This is a genomic window from Agriterribacter humi (assembly GCF_009192765.1).
Classification (GTDB): Bacteria; Bacteroidota; Bacteroidia; order Chitinophagales; family Chitinophagaceae; genus Agriterribacter; species Agriterribacter humi.
On sequence record NZ_VOHQ01000003.1, the window covers coordinates 536663 to 562955 of the forward strand.

At 41.7% G+C, this 26293-nt stretch carries 20 protein-coding genes; 8 read left to right on the forward strand and 12 right to left on the reverse strand.

The window, feature by feature from the left end:
• Nucleotides 1–4: 4 nt before the first annotated feature.
• Together FRX45_RS08550 and FRX45_RS08555 are read left to right on the forward strand one after the other, a co-directional pair.
• Entirely contained in the window at nucleotides 5–856 is an 852-nt protein-coding gene (locus tag FRX45_RS08550; RefSeq protein WP_152267980.1) for a tetratricopeptide repeat protein, read from the forward strand.
• A gap of 310 nt (nucleotides 857–1166) precedes the next feature.
• Nucleotides 1167–2717 carry an Rne/Rng family ribonuclease gene (locus FRX45_RS08555; protein WP_152267981.1) on the forward strand — a complete coding sequence of 517 codons (1551 nt, stop codon included), beginning with the start codon at nucleotides 1167–1169 and terminating at the stop codon, nucleotides 2715–2717.
• 13 nt (nucleotides 2718–2730) lie between these two features.
• Here the strand turns inward: FRX45_RS08555 and FRX45_RS08560 are convergent, their stop codons facing one another.
• Nucleotides 2731–3687, reverse strand: a complete 957-nt coding sequence (locus tag FRX45_RS08560; protein ID WP_152267982.1) for a WD40/YVTN/BNR-like repeat-containing protein — start codon at nucleotides 3685–3687, stop codon at nucleotides 2731–2733.
• Nucleotides 3688–3900: 213 nt separating this feature from the next.
• On the opposite strand from FRX45_RS08560, the gene FRX45_RS08565 reads away from it, so the two are divergent.
• Nucleotides 3901–6078 (forward strand): carbohydrate binding family 9 domain-containing protein, encoded by a 2178-nt coding sequence (locus FRX45_RS08565; RefSeq protein WP_193311631.1) that lies wholly within the window; start codon nucleotides 3901–3903, stop codon nucleotides 6076–6078.
• 518 nt (nucleotides 6079–6596) lie between these two features.
• Nucleotides 6597–7067: a redoxin domain-containing protein gene (locus FRX45_RS08570; protein WP_152267984.1), complete on the forward strand. Its 471-nt coding sequence runs from the start codon at nucleotides 6597–6599 to the stop codon at nucleotides 7065–7067.
• Nucleotides 7068–7193: 126 nt separating this feature from the next.
• Here the strand turns inward: FRX45_RS08570 and FRX45_RS08575 are convergent, their stop codons facing one another.
• The 3 genes from FRX45_RS08575 to FRX45_RS08585 all read right to left on the reverse strand — a co-directional run bounded on the left by FRX45_RS08575 (nucleotide 7194) and on the right by FRX45_RS08585 (nucleotide 9760).
• Nucleotides 7194–7604: a hypothetical protein gene (locus tag FRX45_RS08575; protein ID WP_152267985.1), complete on the reverse strand. Its 411-nt coding sequence runs from the start codon at nucleotides 7602–7604 to the stop codon at nucleotides 7194–7196.
• Between the two features lie 296 nt (nucleotides 7605–7900).
• The gene (gene hisS / locus FRX45_RS08580) at nucleotides 7901–9268 is read right to left on the reverse strand and encodes a histidine--tRNA ligase (RefSeq protein ID WP_152267986.1); all 1368 of its coding nucleotides are present in this window, start codon (nucleotides 9266–9268) and stop codon (nucleotides 7901–7903) included.
• A gap of 24 nt (nucleotides 9269–9292) precedes the next feature.
• Nucleotides 9293–9760, reverse strand: a complete 468-nt coding sequence (locus tag FRX45_RS08585) for a low molecular weight protein-tyrosine-phosphatase (RefSeq protein ID WP_152267987.1) — start codon at nucleotides 9758–9760, stop codon at nucleotides 9293–9295.
• Nucleotides 9761–10093: 333 nt separating this feature from the next.
• Between FRX45_RS08585 and FRX45_RS08590 the strand changes: the two genes are divergently transcribed.
• Together FRX45_RS08590 and FRX45_RS08595 are read left to right on the forward strand one after the other, a co-directional pair.
• Complete coding sequence (locus tag FRX45_RS08590) at nucleotides 10094–11659, forward strand: serine hydrolase domain-containing protein (RefSeq protein WP_152267988.1); 1566 nt, start codon at nucleotides 10094–10096, stop codon at nucleotides 11657–11659.
• A gap of 82 nt (nucleotides 11660–11741) precedes the next feature.
• Nucleotides 11742–12497 carry a DUF5995 family protein gene (locus FRX45_RS08595; RefSeq protein WP_152267989.1) on the forward strand — a complete coding sequence of 252 codons (756 nt, stop codon included), beginning with the start codon at nucleotides 11742–11744 and terminating at the stop codon, nucleotides 12495–12497.
• 33 nt (nucleotides 12498–12530) lie between these two features.
• On the opposite strand, the gene FRX45_RS08600 is transcribed toward FRX45_RS08595, so the two are convergent.
• From FRX45_RS08600 to FRX45_RS08620, 5 genes are all read right to left on the reverse strand, one after another.
• The gene (locus tag FRX45_RS08600) at nucleotides 12531–15143 is read right to left on the reverse strand and encodes a family 20 glycosylhydrolase (protein WP_152267990.1); all 2613 of its coding nucleotides are present in this window, start codon (nucleotides 15141–15143) and stop codon (nucleotides 12531–12533) included.
• A gap of 544 nt (nucleotides 15144–15687) precedes the next feature.
• Entirely contained in the window at nucleotides 15688–15942 is a 255-nt protein-coding gene (locus FRX45_RS08605) for a hypothetical protein (RefSeq protein WP_152267991.1), read from the reverse strand.
• A gap of 62 nt (nucleotides 15943–16004) precedes the next feature.
• Nucleotides 16005–16475 carry a hypothetical protein gene (locus FRX45_RS08610; protein ID WP_152267992.1) on the reverse strand — a complete coding sequence of 157 codons (471 nt, stop codon included), beginning with the start codon at nucleotides 16473–16475 and terminating at the stop codon, nucleotides 16005–16007.
• 38 nt (nucleotides 16476–16513) lie between these two features.
• A complete protein-coding gene (locus FRX45_RS08615) occupies nucleotides 16514–16960 on the reverse strand; it encodes a hypothetical protein (RefSeq protein WP_152267993.1) in 447 nt (148 codons plus the stop codon).
• Between the two features lie 63 nt (nucleotides 16961–17023).
• Nucleotides 17024–18688, reverse strand: a complete 1665-nt coding sequence (locus FRX45_RS08620) for a serine hydrolase (RefSeq protein WP_152267994.1) — start codon at nucleotides 18686–18688, stop codon at nucleotides 17024–17026.
• Nucleotides 18689–19362: 674 nt separating this feature from the next.
• On the opposite strand from FRX45_RS08620, the gene FRX45_RS08625 reads away from it, so the two are divergent.
• Nucleotides 19363–21387 (forward strand): 7TM diverse intracellular signaling domain-containing protein, encoded by a 2025-nt coding sequence (locus FRX45_RS08625; protein WP_152267995.1) that lies wholly within the window; start codon nucleotides 19363–19365, stop codon nucleotides 21385–21387.
• 99 nt (nucleotides 21388–21486) lie between these two features.
• Here FRX45_RS08625 and FRX45_RS08630 read toward each other — a convergent pair whose 3' ends face one another.
• Nucleotides 21487–22137 carry a porin family protein gene (locus FRX45_RS08630; protein ID WP_152267996.1) on the reverse strand — a complete coding sequence of 217 codons (651 nt, stop codon included), beginning with the start codon at nucleotides 22135–22137 and terminating at the stop codon, nucleotides 21487–21489.
• 417 nt (nucleotides 22138–22554) lie between these two features.
• On the opposite strand from FRX45_RS08630, the gene FRX45_RS08635 reads away from it, so the two are divergent.
• Nucleotides 22555–23298: a LytR/AlgR family response regulator transcription factor gene (locus FRX45_RS08635; protein ID WP_152267997.1), complete on the forward strand. Its 744-nt coding sequence runs from the start codon at nucleotides 22555–22557 to the stop codon at nucleotides 23296–23298.
• Between the two features lie 2 nt (nucleotides 23299–23300).
• Here the strand turns inward: FRX45_RS08635 and FRX45_RS08640 are convergent, their stop codons facing one another.
• Both FRX45_RS08640 and FRX45_RS08645 read right to left on the reverse strand, forming a co-directional pair.
• On the reverse strand, nucleotides 23301–24473 hold the full coding sequence (locus FRX45_RS08640) for a THUMP domain-containing class I SAM-dependent RNA methyltransferase (protein WP_152267998.1): 1173 nt from the start codon (nucleotides 24471–24473) through the stop codon (nucleotides 23301–23303).
• Nucleotides 24474–24797: 324 nt separating this feature from the next.
• On the reverse strand, nucleotides 24798–26126 hold the full coding sequence (locus FRX45_RS08645; RefSeq protein WP_152267999.1) for a GntP family permease: 1329 nt from the start codon (nucleotides 26124–26126) through the stop codon (nucleotides 24798–24800).
• Between the last annotated feature and the right edge of the window lie 167 nt (nucleotides 26127–26293).

Sequence of the window (26293 nt, forward strand, 5' to 3'; positions counted from 1 at the left end):
GCGAGTGAAAAAGCAACAATGGATGGTTGTGGCAACCGGGCTCATACTTTTACTGAGCCTTTATTTTTTTGGACGCACAAAACCCAATGCCCTAACATCCCCCACTGAACAGCCCCAGGCCGAACATACAGACGATCAATTGGATTCGCGTTCTATACTGGAAACGGCTAAAGGAAGGCTGTCGCCGGAAAGACAGGCCTGGCTTACTTCAAGAGAAAACTCCATTACCAGAGGAGATGTGGCCGGTCAGAAAATGAAATTATACGATGAACTGGCAGGTTTTTGGAAAGATTCAGCCCACGTTTTTGAGCCTTTCCTGTATTATCTCGGCGAAAAGTCCAAATTGGAAAATTCTGAAAAAAGCCTCACCTTTGCAGCCCATTTGTATTTAAAGCAGCTTAAGGGTGTAGACCAGCATGCTTTACAGGTATGGATGGCTAACCAGGCGGCTGACCTGTTTAAACAGGCGCTGACGTTGAATCCGGATAATGATTCCAGCAAAATTGGATTGGGAAGCAGTTATATTTTTGGTGCATCCGGTGCTTCAAGCCCCATGGAAGGTATTCAAAAATTACTGGAAGTGGTACGCAGAGATTCCACGAATATGTATGCTCAGTTTATGCTGGGGTATGGTGGAATAATGACCGGGCAGTTTGATAAGGCTATTGAAAGGTTGAACCTGGTAGTACAGACCGAACCAGATAATACAGAAGCCATTTTTTTACTGGCAGAAGCCTACGAGCGCCATGGTGAAAATGCCAAAGCCGCCCAATGGTACGAAGCAGGTAAAAAATTTGTACAAAACCCTGAGGCACTTAAAGAAATTGATGACAGGATTAAAGTATTGAAGCATTAAAGGATTGAATTAATAATATAATTAACTAACAAAAACTATTTGGTTTATGCCTTGTGGTAAAAAAAGAAAACGTCATAAAATTGCTACTCATAAGCGTAAAAAGCGCCTGAGAAAGAATCGTCATAAGAAAAAGAACAAATAACTACTGCTGTATTTCAATGCCGGATAACCTGCACTGAACGATGTATTTAATGTGAAGCTGAAGGCTGCTTGTATCCGCGGTTGCGTATAAATGTAAGTTGTATATGCAAACAACCTTCCCAATGGTTTCCTCCTGTTTGTTTGATGGTTGATTAAAAGGCTTTTTTGCTTGAACAAAGAATTAATTATTAATGCAGCTCCATTAGGCGTGGAAATTGCCTTACTGGAAGACAAAAAACTGGTTGAACTGCATCATGAAAAAGTGGATGCCAGTTTTGCTGTCGGAGATTTGTACCTCGGAAAAGTAAAAAAACTTATCCCGGGGCTCAATGCTGCTTTTGTAGATGTAGGGTTTGAAAAAGATGCCTTCCTCCATTATACAGACCTTAGTCCTTATGCCCGTTCTTTGCTCAAGTTTACCCAGCAGGCAATGAATGAAAATCCACAGGCCGAATTTGATTTTTCACAGTTTCAAACCGAGTCAGAGATTGTTAAGACCGGGAAAATAAATGAGGTATTGGGTCAAAAGCCTAATATCCTGGTTCAAATACTAAAGGAACCTATTGCGGCCAAAGGCCCGCGCCTGAGTTGCGAAATTTCACTGCCCGGCCGATTTGTGGTAGTTACTCCTTTTAATGATATTATTGCCGTTTCCCGCAAAATACATTCCTCAGAAGAAAGAAAGCGGCTCCATAAAATTGTGGAGTCCATCAAGCCCAAAAATTTTGGAGTAATTGTAAGAACCGCAGCAGAGGGAAAAAACACGGCAGAGCTCCACGAAGATCTGATTATGCTGGTGGAGAGCTGGAAAAGTCTTCAGCATAATCTAAAAGGCGCAACTGCCCCCTGCAAAATTTTAAGCGAGCAAACCAAAACTACCAGTATGCTGAGGGATCTTCTGAATGAAGATTTTAACCGCATAGTGGTGAATGATAAGAATATTTACAACGATACACGTAACTATATTCAAAAAATCGCCCCGGAGAAAAAAGAGATTGTTTCTTTCTATCACAATGGCGCCCCTATTTTTGATCAGTATGGCGTTACCAAACAGGTAAAAGCGTCCTTTGGCAAAACGCTAAACTTGCCCAGCGGCGCCTATCTCATTATTGAGCATACAGAAGCACTGCATGTAATTGACGTAAACAGTGGCTATAAAAGCGTGAGCAATAACCAGGAAATGAATGCGCTGGAAACCAACCTTGAAGCGGCTGCGGAAATTGCACGTCAGTTACGGCTCCGTGACATAGGCGGTATAATTGTAGTGGATTTTATTGATATGAAATTGCCCGACAATAAGCGAAAACTTATTGAGGCAATGGAGGATTGTATGCGTGCCGACCGGGCAAAACATGCAGTGCTTCCCATTTCAAAATTTGGGTTAATGCAGATCACCCGGCAGCGTATGAAGCCGGAGATGAATATCAATACACAGGAAGTTTGTCCTACCTGTAATGGCACCGGAAAAATTTCATCTACACTTGTGCTGGAAGATGAGATTGAAAAGAACCTGAGTTACTTAGTTATGCAAAAACATACGGGACTTACCATTGTTGTGCATCCCATCGTATACGCTTATCTTACCAAAGGCTGGCTTTTTTCCATCCGCCGCAAATGGAGCTGGAAATATAAGCAGAAGATCAAATTAATAACCAACAACAATTACTACCTCACCGAGTTTCACTTTTTTGATAGCAACGAAGAAGAGATAAAGTTGTAAGATATTCTCCTCTTTATCGAATATATTTAAGGATCGCTCCTTTAGAGCCACTGGCCCACCCATGACCGGTATCCGTAAAATGCAACTCTATTGTTCCCATGACTCCGTCATGCTCATTCAATTTAACTTCTCTATGCCAGCTTAAGCCTCCGTTAGTGGTTTTATAAATACTTTTTCTTAAATTAATATAGCCTGTATCCTTTGAGGGAAAATGTATATCAAGTAAAAGATCTTGCTCGGAAAAAACTATTTTCCACGATGCGCCACCATCTTCCGTTTTTAAAATATTATTCCGGTTGGATATGTAGCCGTTATCGGCATCATTGAAGAATATCGCTCCAATAACTCCCGAAAATAATTCTGACGTATTTTTCTCCCAGGTTATCCCTCCGTCCACCGTTTTAAATAAGCCGGAACCCGTGCTTATCCATCCATTCAGTTCATCTGTAAAATATAAGGTCTTGTAATAACCGGGCGAAGGGGTAAAAGCATATAAAAGATTCCAACTGTCCCCGCCATCTTCTGTTTTCCATACATTGTCTCCTAATGCATAAGCAGTATTTTCGTTTACAAAAAATGCATCATAAATACCGGTGTCCATAACAATAGTGCTGTCAAAGCTATCACCTCCATTGCCGGTATAATATATTTTGCCTCCTACAGCCGATACAAATACTACATTAGCTGTACTCCCCATCGCAGTATTTGTTATGTCTAATTCAACCTGGTAAGCAATACTCCAGGTATCCCCTCCGTCTTTAGATCTGAAGATATTTTTCCCACCTGTTCCAAATCCAGTGCTCCCGAAGAAAAAAATGTCAATAAATTGATTTCCTTTTCCTATATCAACCTTACTCCATCCTGCTCCCAGCGAATCGGTTTGGTTCGATGGATCATCTGTGCTTCCCTTTTTGCAGGATGCCAGCAGCAGCCCGAATGATAAAAGACATGGTAATATTTTACGCAACATATAGTCGCTTATATAAACGAATATAACATGAAATATTAATTGGATGAAGGAGTAGTCTTTGTTTGCAATGCGTACAGAAATAAAATAGCAGCGTGTTGCTTTAGCTGTAAAAAGATTTTAATCTGCAAATCTGCGGCATAAGTAAAGCATCGCGCATACAACATTCAAAAAATCTTTATCTTTCCACCTCTTCAAGATCAAAAAATAATTCCATTGAACCGTTTTTTTACCTGTTGTATTTTTCTATTGTCTTTTTCCTATTCCAACGCTCAAAAGAAGAATGCTGCCTTTCAACTGCATATCCATAAAACCAACGCACCTATCTATATAGATGGTATAGCAGATGAAGCAGGCTGGCTGAATGCCGAAGTAGCCGGCGATTTTCGAATGGTTTTGCCCATGGATACAAGCGATGCGTTGGTTCGCACCGATGTAAGCATGACGTATGATAATGAAAATCTTTACCTGCTGGCTGTTTGCTATAATTACGGCGAAGGATCCCATATGGTTGAATCGCTCCGGAGGGATTTCTCTTTTTTAAAGAATGATAATTTCCTGTTGTTCATGGATACTTTTGAAGACCAGACAACCGGCTTTTCTTTTGGCGCCAATGCTTTTGGAGCGCAATGGGATGGCGCCATGTATGAAGGCGGAAAAGTAGATCTGAACTGGGACAACAAATGGACTTCTGCCGTAAAAAATTATCCTGACAAATGGATATTTGAAGCGGCTATTCCTTTTAAAACAATCCGCTATAAAAAAGATGCAAAACAATGGGGCATCAATTTCAGCCGGAATGATCTGAAGACTACCGAAAAGTCGAGCTGGACACCCGTGCCACGCCAGTTCCCTACGGCATCACTCGCCTATACCGGATCCATTATATGGGATGAAGCGCCCCCGGCCCCACGCTCTAATATATCCATCATACCTTATGTACTGGGCAGTGTGGCGAAAAACTATACGAATCATACCAAATCCGTTTTTGATCAGGGTATTGGAGGAGATATTAAGGTATCGCTTGGCCCTTCACTCAATCTCGATCTTACGGTGCGTCCCGATTTTTCGCAGGTGGAAGTAGATAAGCAGGTTACCAACCTCAGCCGGTTTGAATTGTTCTTTCCCGAACGGCGGCAATTCTTTTTAGAGAATGGCGATCTGTTCGCCAATTTTGGTTATGCGGATATCCGGCCATTTTTTTCCAGGAGAATAGGACTGGGTGTTCCCATTAATTTTGGCGCCAGGCTAAGCGGCAAGCTGGATAAGAACTGGCGTATAGGCATTATGAATATGCAAACAGCAAAGGTGGCAGAAACGGATTTGCCTGCCCAGAACTTTGCCGTGTTATCCTTACAGCGAAAAGTGTTCAGGCGGTCGAATATCGGCTTTATATATATTGATAAAACATCCCTGAATTATCATCCCGATGAAGCCGACAGCAGTAAAAACATTTACTCGCGGTATAACCGGAATATCGGGATAGAATACAATCTTGCCTCTTCCGGTAACCAGTGGACGGGTAAAGCGCTGGTGCTTAAATCTTTTCAGCCGGGAACTACCGGTGACGACTGGACGCAGGCTGCCAACATACAGCATAGCAGCCGCAAATGGCTTATTACGGCTCAGTTTCAGCGGGTAGGTAAAAACTACACTTCGGAAGCGGGTTATGTACCGCGAAAAGGATATATTAAATTCAATCCGTTGATCACCCATTATTTTTTCCCCAGGGGAGGAAATATACTTACGCATGGTCCGCAATGGAGCAGCATATATTATTTCAATACCGCATTCAAACAAACGGATCACTCCAATATATTGTCTTATCTTTTTACTTTCCGTTCCAAAAGCACATTAAATATAGTTGCCCAAAATGATTATGTGCAACTGCTTAATCCATTCGACCCAACCAACCTTGGCAAAGATTCACTGACTGCCGGTTCAAAACACAACTGGAACACCATTGGCTTTGATTATGTTTCGGCGCCGCAGCACCTGTTTACTTACACCGCATCTATGCGGTATGGTGGTTATTACGCCAACGGGCACCTGTTAACTGCAGGCGGTGATGTGGGTTATCGTTTTCAGCCTTTTGTAAATATCACCATGAGCGCCAGCTATAACCGGCTTTTGCTATCAAAGCCCTGGGGCAATATTAATTTTTTACTGGTGGGCCCCCGCATTGATGTAACGTTTACGAATACCCTTTTTTTTACAACGTATATACAGTATAATGAACAGTTAAAGAACCTCAATATCAATGCAAGGCTACAATGGCGGTATAAACCTGCTTCAGATCTTTTTTTAGTGTATACCGATAATTATTATCCGGGCCCCTTTGCAGTTAAAACAAGAGCCTTTGTGCTGAAGTTTAATTATTGGTGGAATTTGTAAGGGTGAATGGTGAATAGTGAGAAGTCAATGGCTGAAACGTCAAACGGGAAAAGTGAGAACAAGCTACCTTGAAACCAGTAACTTTTTCTTCTCCTTTATCCCCGTCCGAATGGCATTCAGCCGGGTGGGCTCTCACTTCTCACGTTTCACAGCACAATTTCTTTCCAGTCAGAATAAAGAGCTTATTTGACAAATACGGATTATGATTCCGTATTTGTCAAATATTTGTTTAAAATAATGATAACCCAAGAGGGAAAAAGGTCATTTTACGGGTGGGGCAGTGTTTTCATATGGTTTAGATAAATAAAGATTATTACAAAACCTATCCGGGATGAAAGCATTCAACATCGCTATAGCTTTGAAAGGTTGTTCGGTAGACTGATATATGAACGATTTGCCATGGGGAATGAAATAATCCAGGGAAGTTTGACCCGTTTAATAGTATATCTGCTTATGTTCATCAATATATATGATCCGTACCTAAACTTTCTTAGCTTAGCAACTCTAAAAACAATACTATGGCATTAGCAGTTGGCTCCAAAGCCCCGGCTTTTACACTATTTAATACAGAAAGGAAAGAAGTGTCTTTAACCGATTTTGCGGGGAAATTATTGGTAATCAATTTTTTTCCTGCTGCTTTCAGCGGTGTTTGTACTGCGCAGATGTGCAGCAACCGCGATGAACTGAGTTATTATAACAATATAGGTGCAACGGTGGCAGGCGTATCTGTTGATATGCCTTTTACTTTGGGTGTATTTAAATCGCAGAACAATATCAATTTCGACCTGCTGTCTGATTTCAATAAAAAAATGATCCGCGACTATGATATGTACCTTGAAGATTTTACGCTTGGCCTGAAAGGAGTAGCCAAAAGAGGGGTGACAGTAGTAGACGGCAGTGGTACGGTTGTGTATGCAGAGGAAACAACCAATCCCGGAACCCAGGTCAATTTCGCTGCATTAAAAGACGCGCTCGGAAAACTGAGATAAATGATGAGCTTTCGTGTTCGTCTTTACTATAGTACGACCTGATTACAGCGAAAATTAAACGCTGAAAAGAATTTCGGGGCAGGGATCGCCTGCCCCGATTCTTATGATAAACAACTTAACCACGCATTAGTTTATTCTTTTAACTACCACATCTTCTACAACACGTGTTTCGGTACTGATCTCAAAGGATTCTGTATACCTGTTCTTTTTATCGCTAATGATAAAAAATACTTTTCTGGCATCCGTACCGGGAAGGATAAATTTCTTATTGAATTTACTGTCTGTATATGCAGCCTGGAAAAAAGTCACACCATTTTCATCCTTAATGGTTACAAAAAACCTGGAGGCACTGGCATTGTTGTACGTTACGTTAAATACCAAAGCCTGGTCTTCGGATCCCAAATATTTAATGTCGGCCGATTTTTCGAGCGGGTCAACATTCGAAAGTGAATGAGCTGAGGCGGGAACAGTGATTACTGCAATAGCGATCGCAAATAAAGACTTGCGGATAACTGAAAAAAATGTAAGCGATTCCATATGTATTTGTTTTAGTTTACTTCGTTGTATGGAAGCAATCATGCTATCATATGGCATTCATGTATTATTATGCTATAGCAACCGTAAGCAGGCTAATTTGTACGTAACAGGCGAAGCTCGTGAGGACAGCAATGTATTAATGCAAAAGTCAATGGCAAATATGAATCGAAAGTTACGGGCGTCTTAAGAGCAAGTTAAATCAAATGAAGGGCGTTATACTTTGCAATGCGTAGAATAAAGCAAAAGTATAGGAAATATTTTTTTAACCCAAAAAAATGAATAACAAAGATGCATTATCAGAAAGAATAGCCGGTAAGATCGGACAATGCTACAGTAGATTGTTCGCCGGTTCCCAGTTTTTTTATAATGCAGGTATTGCTTTCCAGTTCACGGCTGCCGATCATTACAGCATAAGCGATATGTTTCCGTTCAGCATATTTAAACTGCTTGTCGAATTTCGATTGTTCATGGTATAATTCGCAGCGTATTCCTTTATCCCGCAGTTGCTGCATTAATGAAAATGCCTTTTTACTTTCTGCCTGGCCAAGATTAAAAAACAGCACCTGTGTTCCGCTGTGCACTTCCTGCGGAAATAATTTCAGTTCTTCCAATACGTCATACATTCTGTCTACACCAAATGAAATACCCACGCCCGGAATATTGGGAACGCCAAATAAACCGGTAAGGTCATCATAGCGGCCCCCACCGCCGATGCTGCCCATTTGAACATTTTTTGCTTTCACTTCAAAAATGATCCCTGTGTAATAGTTCAGTCCACGGGCCAATGTAAAGTCAATACTGAGCTGTTGTATAATATTTGCAGGTGGCAGGTGGTGTAATATATACTCAAGTTCTTCTATTCCTTTTACACCTGTAATGGTTCTGCCAAGCAGCTCTTTTATTTTATTGATCTTTTCTGTGTTATCGCCATCAATATCCAGGTATTGGCCAATAATGGTAACCTGGATTTCGTTCAACCCCCTTTGTAATAATTCTTCCTTCACTTTTTCAATCCCTATCTTATCTAATTTATCAATGGCAATAGTGATATCCGTTAATTTGTCTGTGCCACCGCATAATTCGGCTAAGGCTGATAATATTTTCCTGCTGTTGATCTTAATGTCAACATCAACTTTTAATTTTTGGAATACCGTGGCATAGATATTTGCGAGTTCCACTTCATTTAATAAAGAAGTGCTGCCTACCACATCGGCATCGCATTGATAAAATTCACGGTACCTTCCTTTTTGGGGACGGTCGGCCCGCCATACCGGTTGCACCTGGTAGCGTTTAAACGGAAACGTGAGTTGGCCATGATTCATTGCTACATAACGGGCAAAAGGAATGGTAAGATCATATTTTAAAGCCCGTTCTGTGAGGTTCTTATCATTCTTTCCCTGCAGCACATTTTCAAAAGCCCTTCTTGCCTTATCCATGTTTTTAGGGTCGTTCAGCCCGTTGTTCAGAATTTTAAAAATCAGTTTATCTCCTTCCTCTCCATACTTTCCCATTAACGTATCAAGGTTTTCCATGGCGGGTGTTTCTAAGGGCTCAAAACCATACAATTCGAATACGTTTTTAATGGTATTGATGATATAGTTTCTTTTCCGTACAACATCGGCTCCAAAATCTCTCGTGCCCTGTGGAATGGAGGGTTTGCTCATGCTGATATAGTATTGAATATGAAATTATTTTGTTGGTATAGCATAATGCTCAATGATCTTATCACATGCTTTGTCAATCATGTCAAATACTTTGTGATAGCCCGGCTCAGCTCCGTACCATGGATCGGGTACATCCATATTGCTGCCGGGATATACTTCGTTCATCAGTAGCTTCACTTTTGCTGCATTGAATTTTTTTCCTGTTCTCCATTTTATTTCATCTACCACATCTTCGGCCATGGCATAAATTATATCAAATTCGTCAAAATCATTGCCGGTAATGTTTCTTGCCCGCTGCCGGCTGATATCAATTTCATGCATAAGCGCTACTTTTTGCGACAGGCGATGCGGGGCTTCACCGGCATGATAGCCATTGGTGCCGGCGCTGTCCACTTCCCAATCCAATTGCGCCTGTTGAATCTTATATTCCATAATACCTTCTGCCAGCGGGCTCCTGCAAATATTACCCAGACATACCATTAATATCTTCATAGTTAAAAAATCGTGGCAAAGGTAAACCTTAGGATTTGAGATTTGAAATTTATGCGGCTATGAGGTATCAGCGGTCAGCTATCAGGGGAGTATGTCTAATAACAGGCTGAATACTCCTTCTTTCATATCTTCCTTTTCATAGTTGAACGGCCAGCTCTGGTTCTTTGTATTCCTTCGAATTTCGAAATTCTACCTTCGCATTTGGCATTTGAAATTTATCCACCACGGCGGACAGGCTTGCCTGCCGCAGGCAGGTTTGGTTCTTGCTATTTGTTATTTGGTTCTTTCCTCCGGGTTTTATCATGTATATTAGTTGAAAGTGAACTTATGTATATGAACTCACGGACACGAAAATGCCTGTTGATTTTTTTGCTTTTTCCTTACGTATTGGTAAAAGCACAGCAAGCCCCGGTTTCCAATGCTTCCACCTATCAGCCTCCGGTTTTTAATGATGCTTCAAGAGTTGAAAAAATTAAGGCGTTGCTTCCGGCTATAGAAAAAATGTATAAGGATTATGCACTGGAAAAGAAATTCCCCGGAATGGCTTTTGGAATTGTGGTGGATGATCAGTTGTTGTATGCAGGTAGTGCTGGCTATACGGATCTGGCTAAGAAAATACCCGTTAGTTCAGCTTCGCTGTTCCGGATTGCCTCCATGTCAAAAAGTTTCACGGCAATGGCCATCCTCCGCCTGCGCGATGAGGGTAAACTCAAATTAGATGATCCTGCAGGTCTGTATATTCCTGTGCTTAATGATATACAGTTGTTGACTACCGATGCATCATCCATTACTATCCGGGATTTGCTCACGCATTCTGCAGGCTTTCCTGAAGACAATCCCTGGGGCGACAGGCAGTTGGGTATTACGCACGAAGCGTTTATGGTGATGCTAAAAAAAGGCATATCCTTTTCTAATGCACCCGGCGTTGCTTATGAGTACAGCAATATGGGTTTTGCCATGCTGGGAGAAATCATTGCTAAAGTATCGGGGCAGCCTTACCAGGAATATATTACCCAAAACATTCTTAGACCATTGGGTATGACACATACTATATGGGAATATACAAAAGCGCCTGCCGGCCTGCTGGCGTATGGCTACAGGTGGCAGAACAACAACTGGCAGCAAGAGGAATTACTGCACGATGGGGTGTATGGCGCAATGGGCGGTTTGATCACCTCTATAGAAGATTTTAGCAAATACATGGCTTTCCAGTTGTCGGCATGGCCGGCCAGGAACGATAAGGAAACGGGACCGGTTAAACGAAGTTCAGTTCGCGAAATGCAGCAAGCCTGGCGGTTTAATAACTTAGATGATCAGTTTACCTATCCCAATGGACGAACCTGTGCCATGGTAAACAGCTATGGCTACGGTTTACGTATCAGCACGGATTGCAAGGGAAGGGCATTTGTGGGGCATACAGGCGGGTTGCCGGGATTTGGAAGCCAGTGGGTGATCCTGCCGGAGTATGGCATAGGCATTGTTGTATATGGCAATCTTACCTATGCACGCATGAGCGTGGTAAACTGGGCCGTGCTGGATACATTGATTGCCGGCGCTGAACTTCCCCCCCGTCAGGTGCCAGTTTCGCCTGTACTGCAACAACGAAAGGATGAACTTGTGAAATTGCTGCCCGACTGGAATGGAGCTGAAGAAAGCAAAATTTTTGCTATTAATTTTTTCCCCGACCATTCATTGCCTTTTCGGAAAAAGCAGGCATGGGATGTATTTGAGAAAGCAGGAAAGATCATTCGTGTTGCTGAACTGGTTCCTGAAAATCAATTGCGCGGTAGCTTTATCATGAAGGGTGAAAAAGCAGATATTGAAATCTATTTTACGCTCACGCCGGAAAACCCCGCGCTGATACAGCAGTTGGATATAAGGCAGCTGAAGAGAGAGTAGTAAATATATTATCCTGAAAGTAATATCTTTAGAGGTAATCAACAGCCGGAGAACTGCATTCATCCATCAACTTTTTTTCATAATGCCTGGGTTAAATATTACCGATATTAACGGTGTTTTGCTTGAACTGGATAAAATTATTGCACAGTGCGAAAAGGAAGGCAGCAGGCAGGCTTATTTTGCTGTGCTGTACAGGCAGATGACGGACGCGATCCGAAGTGGCATATCCGGGAACATTTTCGAAAACGCTTCCCGCATGGAAAAGCTGGACGTAATATTTGCGAAGCGATATATTGATGCCTGGCATTGCTACAGGAATGAAAACCCATGCAGCTTGTCGTGGCAAACAGCTTTTGATGCCTGTGAAAAGAACAACCTTACTGTAGTGCAACACCTGGTGCTGGGCATCAATACGCATATTAATCTTGATTTAAGCATTGCAGCCGCCGAAACAGCTCCGGGGCAGGATATTTTTAAGATGCGGGCAGATTACGACCGCATCAATGATATTATTGCAAACGCTGCAAATAACCTGCAGATCAGGCTTGAAAAAATATGGTGGCCAATGAAATTGCTTATGCGGATTTCCAATAACCGGCATAAAGCCGTGATTAATTTCAGTATTCTAAAAGCAAGGCAAACGGCCTGGGCAAGCGCTGCGGCAATGGCCCTGACAGAGGGCCCCGCAGAAAAAAATTATATTGCCGGGCTGGATAATACAGTTGTTGCTCTTGCCAATGGAATTATTAATCCCGGCACCTGGGCTGGTTTCGTGCTTAAAATAGTACACTGGGCAGAGGAAAGGGATGTTCGAAAAATTATCAGCCTTTTAAAATAATTTTCAGCTCGCCATATATCGGATGTTTAATATTCAATTCAGTTTTTGTCCCTGTGCCCCTTCCTGCACAACCGTTCTGCCGGGTTTACCCGATGCATCAAATGTTTTAAATTTTAAAGTGCCCATTGCCGGGATAGGTCCATTATATACGGCCGATTGCAGGGTGGGCTCCGATCCGTTGGTGGTATAATGGATGCTTACGCCTGGCAACGCTACATTGGCTTTCGCCTGCCCGTTTTCAATGATCACTCCGGCAGGGGGTACACGATAGGCGTATCCACCGTTAGTATGCGCCAGCCGCGCAAATTCTTTTTGAGCGATGGTATTGGCGAATTGATTCCATCCCGTTTCCATACTTTTTATTCTTTGCTCCCGGTTTGACTGCGTTTCCCATTTTCTTTCCGGCGACCATGCGCTTTCTGCAAAGCCTATTAATTTCGGAAGCATGTAATATTCCAGCATATCCCTTCCCTTTATTGTTTCGCTCCAAAGCTGGGCTTCAACCCCAATGATATTTTTTCTTGCCTCCGGCTTCAAATTTTGCAATTTAGCAGCAGGTGCATCCCAGTGCAGTTCATTGCCCATGGAACCTTTGAGGGTGGTGTTGAACATATTAAAAGGAGCAAAGGCCCAGGCATTTTTAGTGTCAATAAATCCGGCCCAGTATAAGCCGGGTTCTTTAGGATCATTGTTATAGGCCAGGTCAAAATAAAAGTTAGATACATTGCAGAGTACCACATTATATCCTGCATTGGCCAGTTGATAACCAAGATCGGGATAATCAAAAAGGTTGTTCCATGTATACGGTACTACTTTTTTGTTTGTAAACTCGGGGTTAGGAACATATTTTCCCAAAGCATCTTTTATCAGGGCAACTTCTTCCCAGCCATGTACTTCTAAGTTTCTTTTCTCCATTCGTTTTAAAAGTTCACGAAAGAAATACGTTTGCAGGTTTTTGGGATCTTTAATCTCCGGATGTTGGCGCAGCAGTTCCAATGCTTCAGGCGACTGTGTCCATGCGCCTTCGGCCACTTCGTCTCCACCGGCATGAAATACATCCATCTTTAAACCCGCTTCTTCATACATCTTTGAAAATTCATCTACCACCTTTTCAAAAAAACGATAGGTTGATTCACGGGCTACATTCACTACATTGTCCTTATACATCTGGGCCGACAGGTATACCGATTTATCCGCCGGATCAACGAGGCGGTATTCGTTCGCTTCGGCTTCTTTTCCTTCCTTCATCAGGCGCTGGTAGCGGGCTTCCATTGATTTAATGGCAGCACGGGCATGACCCGGAAAATTCAGTTCGGGTATAACTTTTATATGCCGTTTTTTAGCATACTCCAATATTTCAATGAAATCTTTCCGGGTATAAAATCCGCTTCCGTAATGACCTTTGTCGTAAGCAAAGGGCCCCGAACCATATGCCGGATGCAGTGCCGGGGTATTGATGCCGCTTATATGCGAGCGTTGTGCGCCTACTTCGGTTAATTCAGGCAGGCCGGGAATTTCAACCCGCCAGCCTTCGTCTTCAGAAGTATACAGCAGAAAGTGATTCAATTTATATTGCGCCATCACATCCAGCACCCTGAAGATGGTTTCTTTTTCCTGGAAGTTGCGGCTTACATCAAGGTGTACGCTGCGGAAACCAAATCGCGGAGCATCGTCAATGGTTACGAACGGAACTGCAGCCTGTTCATTTTTATTGAGATAAACAGCAGAAGGTATAAGTGCCAGCAAGCTCTGAACACCATAAAATACACCTGCCGCATCGGCGCCTGTAATGACGATGCCATTTTCGCTTATACTTAAGCGGTAGGCCTCCGGCTTTTTCTCTTTAACGGCTGACGGGTCAACCGATAAATAAATGCTTTTATAGTCTCCGGATCCTTCACTCACGGCAAAACCCTTACCGGTAATTTCTTTCAGCCGGGCCGATAATATATCGGCTTCGTTTTTGAGCGAAGAAGCGTAATGAATGGCTTTGTCTGCCAGCGTAAAACCGCCTTTGCCTTGTGAAAAATGTGCAGGGGTGGGAATAATAGGCAAAAGCTGATCTGGCTTCAGCACCGATAAGCCGGCGTTCTCCTGGTAGGTTTTGGCTGCAGATGCCGGCGCTTCCTGGTCGGCTGCGCCACGCAATAATTGTTCTTTTCTTGTAAACGGAATAAGGGTATAATCCTCTATTTTGGCGATGCGTTCTTCTTTACCACCTCCATCATAAAAAACAATATAAATGCCCAGCGGACCATCCGATTCTTTTATAACGGCGCCGGTTGCTTTATAATCAATAGTAACGGAATCGCCGGCAGCCAGTGAAAAACCAGCATTGGGGGATAATTTATACCAATCGCCATTGATGTGCTCAAGCTTTGCCGGTTGGGGCTGGTCGGGTTGAAGTACGGGACTGGGAGCAATAGAAAAGAAAACTGCCCAGTTTTTATCGGTAAGCTGCTGCTCTTTTTTGTTAACCAGGCTTATCCTTGCGGTATAACCAGAATCGGTGAAATTATTCACCAGTTCCCATTTCATGCCAATGGAAGCAATATCATTGGTTTGTATTTTCGGCTCCTGTTGATTGCAGGATATAAAAGTGGCAAATGCTGTAAGCAGTAAAAAAAACGGTTTCAAATATTTCATGCTACAAATGAATTGGAAGATAAAGATATATGCGAAGGAGATACTTAAGCCAAAACTATACTATGAAAAAAGACGATTTATGGGCAATATGGGGCCGCATGAAAGCCCCCTGCGTAGGTAGTCCGGTTTAATTAAGACTTGCTTTACCCTGTGAAACCGCGCTACAGGCGATGAAAGGAGGAAAACGTTGTCCGCGGACTGCTGCTGATTAGCAATTAAAAAAAATAATACCTTGTACATCTGCCAGCATAGCTGTCACTTTTTTGAATCTAAAAGAATATAAGAGAACTTAAATCAATAGCGGGATAAATTGTCCCAACACTATAATCAATGTTCTGCGCACAACCTGACCCGATATGAAAATTTAATGTCCAATACCTGCTTATTGCCCTTTGAATGCCCCAATGGAGGTCTGCCAAAAAATGCAATTGCTGATTAAATCTGATTTTCTGGGGTTCCGGGCTACCAAAATAGTTCCCCGAATTAAAACGCGCTTCTTTCCCTTTGTCAATCCTTGACTGCCTTTTATGAAAATATTTCGGAGTCAATGAAAAATAAAAGCAGGGTTTAAATAATTTAGTTCAACTGTCCATCCGTCAATGTAATACCCCCCGCCAACACCAGCGTTTATCTCTGAGGTCATTTTCTTGGATAGCCTTGGTTCATAAGTTAGTCCTATTCCTTGCCCCCCGAGGTCAAGTTTTATCAAACTTGAAAGCTTAATGTCCGATGCTGAAGTTTGTGCAAACGCAGAAAGTATATAACCAGAATATAAGATCAGGAAAGCTATTGATTTCATTATGCTGTTTTTGCGTATCTGTTTGTAATTGCCCTAACCCGGTAGTTAACGAATAGCCCGAACTACTTAATGAATTTATCGGCAAACCCCCGGAAAGCGGCAAAATCACCATTGATCTTATTTTTCTTTTTGGCATTAAAGCCAATACTGCTTCCGGCAATCAATCCCGTCGGAAAACTTACAACTGCCACATATGCACCACCCTCTCCAAAGAGGACCGGGGCAATACCTATGCCTGCGCCAATCCCCATTCCCTTAAGAAAGCCTAATTTACTTCTGGTTTTAATAATGGTTATATTTTTATAATGGATGCCTGCCAGTGGAGGCGCTTCCTGTTTTTTATACGCCTTTTTGCTCCCCTGGTATAGTAAAAGGGCACTGTCGGTACGGCCAGCCAATATCCCCTTTTGCATCTTACCGCCTGTTGTATACACCCATACCCACTGAGGTTTTTGATTTCTTATCGTATCAGTTTGAGCCGAAATGGTTAAGGAATAAACTCCAAGCAATAGTACAATGAGAAGTTGTTTCATAACTGAATTTTTAAGGAGTACATCACATCAGCCAGTTTTCAAAAATTAATGACCACCCCTGCAGACATCTGACCTTTTATTTCTTTACCCGCATGCGGTAAATCCGGCTTTTGATATCTCAAATACAATTTTGCTTTTCGTTTGTTCTTCCCCGAAACAATATACAAAGGAACACTTGCTGCTATCAAAGCCAGTCCGCCATACCCCAATATGGCAGGAAGACTTCCATAATCTTTACCCTGGTAACCTGGTTCAAATAGATGGCCAAGTCCGGCTAATGTTAACCCCATACCAATACCCGCCGCTACTACACCGGCACTGCTTAAAATTACGCCTGTTACTAACGCTGTCTTTGCTTTCTTTTTATACATAAGGCCAGCGGCGGAAGAATCTGCTAAAGGCAAAGTATCTGTTCTGTTAACCCCCGAAACATCCGTAGCCAGCAGGAAGAAAAGTGTTATGAAAATGAATAACTTTTTAGTCATTTTAAATTTTTAAGAGTTATTGATTATCATTATTGTCCGACAAATAGGAATAAGCGTTTAAAATTATCTTATCAGCACAAGCTTTTGCTGTTGTATCTTTTCCTGCATTTGCAGACGCACGATATATGTTCCTGCGGAAAGGTTTGCAGTACTTATTTCCACTTGCCGCAATATGTTTTTTTCAGCGTATCCTTTAAAAATTGATAAAACATATTTCCCGGTAATATCGTACAGCGCAGCGCTAACCTGACCTGATTTTGGCGGACTGAATGATAGCGTGGCACGGTTGGATGCAGGATTTGGAAATATTTTTATTCCTGCATTGCCTGATAGCCTTTCCATTGGTTCCATTTTTGATTTATATACCGGGCATACTGCCGGCTTTTCGCATCCGCCAAGCCACGCGCCTTTATTAATATGAACTGCTGCTGCTTTGCGGTCTACACATAGATCGTGACCTTTAAAACAAACTACTATCTTATCTTCCTTTCTGTTCTTATTACCGCAGGTAAATCCAGGCAATGATTCATATAGTGCTTTGGCAACATCATAAAGATTAGCTCCGTAGTAATTGGTGAGGATAGCTATTGTCATTTTTTTATCCGGTTGGTAAAACATTACCGAGCGATAGCCGGGTGCCCGGCCGTCATGACCTATAAAAATATCCGTTGCACTGATCCTGGTAGTTCTGAAGATACCGTAACCCAAAAAATCACCGTCATCATCGGGTACCTGTGAAATAGAGTTTATCATCGTATGAAGGGTTGAATAGTTCGTTGCTCTTGCTCCAAACAAAGCATTGCCCCATCTGGCCATGTCTTTCGCGTCGGTAACAATAGCTCCCCCTGTAAAAGCAAGGGATACTATACCAGTAAATGGAAATGCCGAAACATTGGTGTAAGCATCCGGAAAAGTGGGTTGGCCGGTTAGTTGAAAGATGGGATTGAACGGGCTGAGGTTATCGTGAGGAGAAGCCAGTATGGCCCCATTCCACAAAGGTTCTCTTTCGCCAAAAAACATGGAATTCAGATGAAGCGGCCCAAAGAATTTTTTTCGAAAGTGCTGTTCAACTGGTATTCCCGTTGCAGCTTCAATAATAGCCCCGAGGGTGATATAGTTGGTACTGGAGTAGCGGCGTTCAGTACCGGGTGCATTAACCTGGTGAACAAAGCTGAGCATTTCAAAAGGAGTCCATACATGTGTGGGCTGAAAAGCCACAGCTATCTGCAACTGAAGTTCATCTGTATAATTTGAATAGCCGCTTTCGTGGGCAAGCAACTGGCGTATGGTTACATTTTCGTTCAGTTCGGGATTGATGAGGTTCAGAGGCAGGAACCGGCTCACCGGGTCTTCCAGGCTGAATGCTCCTTTTTTTGCCAGTTCGAGTACCAGTGCCGAAGTGAAAATTTTGGTTACGCTGTACATCCTGGAAAGCGTATTGGTAGTAAATGGAGTACCACCGGTTAAAAGGTTGTTTTGACCATCTACATTACGGGCGGCATACCCGGTAGCTCCATTCCAGGAAGCAAGTCCATCCACATCAATGGCAACAGACAGGCCACCTATATAAGGATTGGCGGGATTGTTTTGGAAACTATCAATAATAAATTGGAGACGGGCTTTAGCATGGGGAGAAAAACCCTGGGCTATTGCCGAATACCCGGTTAATACCGGCAAAATAAGTGCCAGCCAAATTCGGGCGATTAAGCCGGAAGTAAAAGTTTTCATGACTTAATGATTTTGATAAAGGAGTGGAATCTCAGTCTTTATACAAATTAGTTTCCCCAATGCCCATTAGCAATAGAAAGTTTGCGGACTAAGGCTTTGAGTTAACAATTTTATTGTTTAACTTGATAAGTGGAAATAGTGAAAATGAAAATCCTTCTTAATCCGATTGTTTATCAATTATATAAATCTGCAAACCCTTAAGAGCTAACTGTTAACACTATGTTTTTTGAACGAGCATATGCGCCTGGCTAATGAAAGATTAATTTAAATATTATTTGCTTGCTGGTTCGAACTGGCAAATATTAGGACATATTTATAATTTGCTGCTAATATTTTTAATATCTAAATATAAAGCCAGAGGCAAATCCTGCCTATATCTTCATATTCTATGGATGACGCATATTTTCAATCGGCACCTGGAAAAATTATAGAGGCCGACTGAAATATAAAATATTCAGTTTGGTGAAAGAAGCATACAACTTGCCTGTTATAACGGGGATGGGGTTCACTAAAACTTTCCAGAAAAATTCGACAAGGGACCAACTATTGCATTTCCCTTTTCTTACCAAGAGATTTAAAAGGACTATCACCAAAGTTAAGGTAGGTTAATAGTTGAATCTAACGTCACGATAGTGCTTAAGCGGTTTTTTAGGAATTATTAATACAGTAACTCCATGTTACGTTGTCTGTTCCTTTTATCGTCTTTATTTCTACAAAAAAATCTTTGTTATGCGCAACCAGTCATTTCTATTACCCGGGATAAAGAAATTGTGAATATCGGTGAGCAAATTCTCCTTTTGACGGATACATCTGGCGTACTTACTTTTAATGAAGTTTCATCGGAAGCATATCGAAATAAATTTATTCCGGGTACACAAAAATACCTTAAGCCCGGACCCCATATTTTTCCTCTGTGGTGCCGTTTTAACATACACAGCCCTACAAACCAAAAATTCGTAGTCTTTTTTTATCATGCAGAAAGAGCGGATCTTTATTCTATAAAAAATAACGAGGCATCACATAAAACTTTATCGCTTCAGCTACCTTTTCATCAAAGAGATTTTTCCTCAAATAAAACTGCTTTTTTATTAGATGTTCCCAAAGATAGTGTTCAAAGTTATTACCTGCGATTAAAAATGAGTAGCGGTGCTGGATTTCCGCTAATGATATACACAGTAAGTACCTGGATTGAGAAGGAACATGTAAACTCAATTATGGAAGGTGCCTACATTGGCTGTATGGTTATTATGATTCTGTATAATTTTTTTATTTATCTTACTATAAGAGACAAATCTTACCTTTTTTACATATTGTATGTTGCTTTTATGACATTGACAAACATGTATCTAAAAGGTTTAGCATTCGAATTTCTATGGAATACTGCTCCGGCTCTAAATGATTTTGTAAATCTTGCCGCATGTTTCTCGGGTATTTTTGCGATCCTATTCACTGCATCATTTCTACGCATTTCTCAATTTGCCCGCTTTTTGCGACCTGTTTTTTATGGGATTATTGGATGTTATTTTATTACAATAATCTTCATTACATTTCAAAAGACGTTTATCGGATTTATTTTAACAGAGTGGGTATCATTTATAATGTCTATTACTCTTTTCGTCGCAGGACTAATCGTTTACAAAAAAGGCTATAAGCCTGCTATGTATTATCTTGTCGCGTGGACATCGCTACTGATATGCATAATCATTTTTGTTCTTAAGGAATATAATATATTGCCGTATAACAATTTTACTGCAAATGCATTACTAGTCGGGTCTACAGTAGAAACAATGTTGCTGTCGCTTGCATTGGCTAACAGAATAAGCGATTATAAAAAAGAAAAAGAAAAAGCACAGTTGGAAGCTCTCGTATCATTAGAGGAAAATCGTAAATTGATTGTAGATCAAAATGTTTTACTTGAAAAAAAAGTGGAGGAACGCACGGCCCAGTTAACGAGAAGTAATGATAAATTGACAAAATCCTTTAAACAATTAAAGTATATGCAATCTCAGGTTCTAAAATCTCAAACGGAAAAACTAAAGATCAATTATCATAAAAAGCTATTGGAATTTGAGGCAAAGGCGCTTCGTGCACAAATGAATCCTCATTTTATTTTCAATTGCCTTAACTCAATCAAAGCTTTGATCCAGGAAAATGAAAATGAGAAATCGGTTGTTTATCTCACTACCTTCTCAAAGCTTATCCGCACTTTATTCAATAATGCAGCTAAAAGGGAAATCTCATTACATGACGAAATTGAAACCTGCAAACTCTATCTCCAATTGGAAGGAATGCGGTTTGGCGAAAAGCTCTCATATACAGTGGTTATTGATGACAATGTTGACCTGAAATCAATTGATGTTCCTGCGCTGATCATTCAGCCCTTTATTGAAAATGCTATCTGGCATGGCATTGTACCCACGGAGAAAGGCGGTACTGTGCAACTGAAGTTGATAAAGAAAAATGGAACGGTCAAGATTATGATAGAGGATAATGGTATTGGCAGAGTGGCGTCACAGCAAAATAAATCCGTAAGTGGCCCGACTCATCAGTCAAAAGGAGTAAACCTTACCCAGTCCCGCTTAGAACTGGATAATCTATTGAGGCAACGGAAAGCCAAACTGGAAATCATTGACAAAATGGATGAAAAAGGGATGGCTAAAGGTACAACTGTCGTCATTACACTGGCGGAAGAGTCCTGACCAGTCTTTCTTTTTAAGATCAATGGTTCCATTGCCTCTCCGGCTACGAACAAGTATTCAATGCCGGATCGAAACTCAAACAGAGAATGTAACTAATAACTATTTTTTCCCTTTCAACTTGTAGCCGACTTTAAAACCAAAGTAATTGCTTTTGATCGTACCATCATCAGAAGAACTTCCCGGTGCCAGGTTGGATAAACCCAGGTTATAATTAAGGGCTACCAGGAACCCACCCGGAGTTTCAATACCCGTAAGAAAGTTAACACCAAAATCCAGCGCTTTCAGGTCATGCTCATCGGGGTTATTGCCAAATTTATAACTATAGGCGGTGTTAACACCATTATCCTTTTCCTTTTCTTTACCAGACAGTGCATATGCAATGGATGGCCCAGCCCCTACAAAGAACCTTAGCTTTTGCATTTCCGGTTTATAAAGAAGATTAAGTGGAAGCTCAATATAATTAAGGGTGAGTTTGCTTTCATAACTCATATCATTTATTTCGTTTTTTGATCCTTTTTGCACATAATTCAAAGCCGGCTGAAAACTGAAATTTTCTGCCAGGGCCACATCGGTAAATACACCGGCGGTAAAGCCAGTCTTACTGTCGCCGGATACAGAAATACTTTCTGCTTTGAGGCGCATATTAGCCAGCGATACACCGCCGGTGATCCCAAAGCTGGTTTTCTGGCAAAAAGCTGTTACCGACGAAGTACAATAAACTGCTATAAAAAATACTGATAAATTTCTCATACATTAAAGTTTTACGTTTAAATGCCTACTCCTATCGCTTTTCGGCAAAGGCGTCCCATTTTTTAAAGAGGTTATGGGATTCACTCTTCATATGCTTTGGATAGTTCTGGTGTTACCTTCCTTCCCTGATATTTTAGCTAAATTATTTCGTGATGATGATAGTGGCAATGGTTACTTAACGTTTGTTTGTTTTGATTTGACAGTTTAATTGTAATACTAACCAATGTGAACGGCGGCAATATCTTTGGCATAATATCAAAAACCGTTAACCCGTTTCGGATAGTTATTAAGTCATTCTGATCATCTGCCATACCATATGCTAAGATTCTGAAAACTGTTTTACATTTATAAACAAAATGGGATCCATGGAACCCCGTATAGCACATTACATGGATTCCTTTTTCAACGAGTATTAAAATGATTAAAGCCATTATTCTGGATGATGAACAGCATTGTGTAAAATCATTGTTGAATGACCTGCAAAAAAGTTGCCCTTCTGTAGAAGTTATTGATACCTGTTATTCGGCAAAGGAGGGTATCATGTCCATAAAGAAAAATCATCCTGAGCTCGTTTTCCTTGATGTGGAAATGCCCTGGATGAATGGTTTTGAAATGCTGGAGGTGCTTGGCGATGTGAATTTCTCCATCATCTTTACAACCGCACATGATGAGTTCGCTGCCAAAGCGTTCCGCATAAGCGCTGTTGATTACCTGTTAAAACCGATAGACGCCAATGATCTGAAAGCGGCTGTTAAAAAAGTCGAACAGAAATTGCAACAACCGGAAAATATTCATATTGAGAACCTGCTCCGGAATATTAAGATACCATCCGCACAACAAAAAATAGCGCTGCCTTATAGAGACGGATATGAATTTGTGGAGGTGGGACACATTATTTATTGCCAGGCAGAGGGGGCTTATACCAAAGTTTTTATTGATAACAGGAAATACATTTTGGTGTCGAAAACCCTGGGGGATATTGAAGAATTATTACCGGCTGATCTGTTTCAGCGGATACATCATTCAACAGTGGTTAATCTTGGATTTATTACTCATTTTGTTCGTACCGATGGTGGCTATGTTAAACTACAAACAGGCGAACAATTTCCTGTTTCTAAGTCGAAGAAAGATAGCCTGAAGGAGAGGTTGGGGCTGAAATAGCGTTATGCTTCCTTCTCCTTTCTGCTCCCGGCATATAATTCATATTCGAGTAACCGGCAATCAATAGTGCTTGTATAAAATTCTATGCGGCGGCTTGCTTTTAACCCGGTTTTTTTAGCCAGTTCCAGATTACCTGTAAATACATAGCCATAATAGCCCCGGCAGCGCTGTTTCATAAAATCGCCGATGCGTTTATAAGTTGCTTCCAGTTCCTGCACTTGTCCCAGCCGTTCTCCATATTCGGGATTTACGAGCATAACGCCCGGTGCATTTTGCGGCACTTCAGTATCGGCGAAATCACATACATTAAACTCAATCATTTTGGCAACACCAGCCGCGATAGCATTTTTCTTTGCATTTTCAATAGCCCGTTCATTATAGTCTGTAGCAATAATGCGAAGTCCCGGAACATCAATGATCTGATCTTCTAATAAAGCATCTTCTTTAAGGTAAACGGCATCGTCATATCCCCGGAGGTGCATGAAGGCATAGTTTGTTCTGAACAAACCCGGCCGCCTGTTGGTGGCAATCAGCGCAGCTTCAATAGCCAGTGTTCCCGACCCGCACATGGGGTTTACAAACGGTGAAACCCTGTCCCAGCGTGTAGCGTAAATAGTAGCCGATGCCAATGCCTCCAGCATGGGAGCCAGTCCGGGTATTTTACGGTAGCCATGCCGCGCCAGCGAATTGCCGGAAGTATCAATAAAAATTTCTGCCTGATCGTTTTTCCAGAACAGGTTAAAAACGGCGCCTGTAAGTTCGGATCCGGAGGATGGGCGCTTACCTGTTTTTTCGCGCAGGCGGTCAACTATAGCATCTTTTACACGCAGGTTAGCGAACAAATTATTATTGATGGTTTCATTGCTTACATTGCTGGTAACGGAAAAATGGACACCCTCGGGTAAAATATTTTCCCACGGATAATGAACAAGATTATTGTAAATAGCATCCGCATCAGGGGCTTCAAATTGCTTTAAACTGTACAATACCTGGCTGGCGCAACGCAGGTTGAGATTCAGTTTTATACAATCATTCACTGTGCCTGAAACACGTATCCCCGTTATAAAACGGTCTTCAATAGTAAATCCCAATTCCTTTACCTCCTGTTCAAGATAAGGGGTGATACGTTTGTGACAGGTTATGGTAATAGCTGCTTTTGTAGTGAATACATTCATGTGGAGGTAAAGGTAAAAGGCTTTTGAAAAACAGCAGAAATTAAGTTCGGGTTAACATAAACGTAATCGCCGGAGGCGATAGTAATTAGGTATGAAGCGAGGACGCTTCATACAGCTTAATGCTTTGTAGTGAATGCATTCATTGTAAAATAGTAAGATTGTAAAATAGCAAGATTGTAAAATAGTAAGATTGTAAAATAGCAAGATTGTAAATTGATAAGAAGCAAATCCTTAATACGGGTATTCCTTAGAATCTTACGATCTTCCGATCTTCCGGTCTTACAAATGTACTGTCGTACGTTTCACAAATAACTACACATAGCTTTACAGCATTATCAGCGACAAAATATATACGGTAGCCAAGGCCGTTAGTCCCATAAACAAAGTAGCCAGCGAATATACTTTCAGCATGGTTTTCATTTCCAGCCCGGAAAATTTGCTGATCACCCAAAAATAAGCGTCATTGGCATGGGAGATCATCATAGAGCCGGCGCCCATTGCCAGCACGCAAAGCAGATGCCCGGCTGGCGTATGTAATCCCAGTGCGGGCATCAATGGCTGTATAATGGATGCTGCCGTAATAATAGCCACAGTAGATGAACCCTGTGCGGTTTTAAGCAGGGCGGTGAGCAAAAACGGAAAAAAAATGCCCATGCTGGCAAGCGGTAAACTGTCGCCGAGATGGTCGCCAATTTTGGTGGCGGCGAGCACAGCGCCAAAAGCACCGCCGGCGCCAATGATCACCAGGATGCCACCAGCTTTTTCCACCCCTTCCTGCAATAATTTGCTTATGGCATTCTTCTTCCATGAGCGGATAGCAGTTAGCGCCAGCAAAACACCCGCAAATAAAGCGATCACCGGGTCGCCGGCGATTTTAAAAATTTGCCATATCCGGCTGTCATTGGCTTCAACCGTACCAAATGAACCTAACGCAATTAAAACGATCGGAACGATTACAGGCAGAAAAGACTGCAGGGTCGAAGGTAGTTTTTTATGTGTGTCATCACCTTTTTCCTGTGCAACATGGAGTGGGGAAATCTTTTTTCCTGCATACCGGGCCCACCAGTAACCCACTGCACTTGCCGGAATGGCAACCGCTATACCTGCCAGGATGAGTTTGCCAAAATCAACACCAATAATACCGGCAGCCGCAGCCGCGCCGGGATGGGGAGGAATAAGGCAATGTACTGCATACAACCCGGCTGCAAGTGAAGTAGCCATAACGGGTACCGCTATTTTTGTGCGCCTTGCCAGGGTTTGATTTAACCCGCTCAATACAATATATCCCGAATCACAAAAAATTGGCAGTCCCACAACAAATCCTGTTATGTTCATGGCCAGGGGCGCATGCCGCTCGCCTGTTTTTTTGAGTATGAATTCCGCCATTACGCGGGTGCTGCCAGTATGTTCCAGCAATACACCCAATGTGGTTCCAAGCACTATTATAAAACCAAGTGATTTCATAATATGACCGAATCCTTCTTTCATGGATGTAATAATGCCTTCTACAGGTAACTGAACGCCCATGCCAACCACAAAGCAGGCGATGGATAAAGCAAAAAAGGCATGTACCTTAAGCCTTGCCGTTAGCAGGATGATTAAGGCGATGCCCGCCAGCAAAAAAAATATTACCTGTATAAAACTTGCAGACATGCTATATATATGAATGAATTTTGAATCATCAATTTACTACCATTAGTGTCCGGTAAAAATACTTGATTGATAAATTAAAAGGAGGCGAGTAGCCTCCTTTTTCGGTATTTTTAAGTTACCACACAAAAAAACAGCCGATGAGTAAAGGTACTTTTTTTACCGGACAG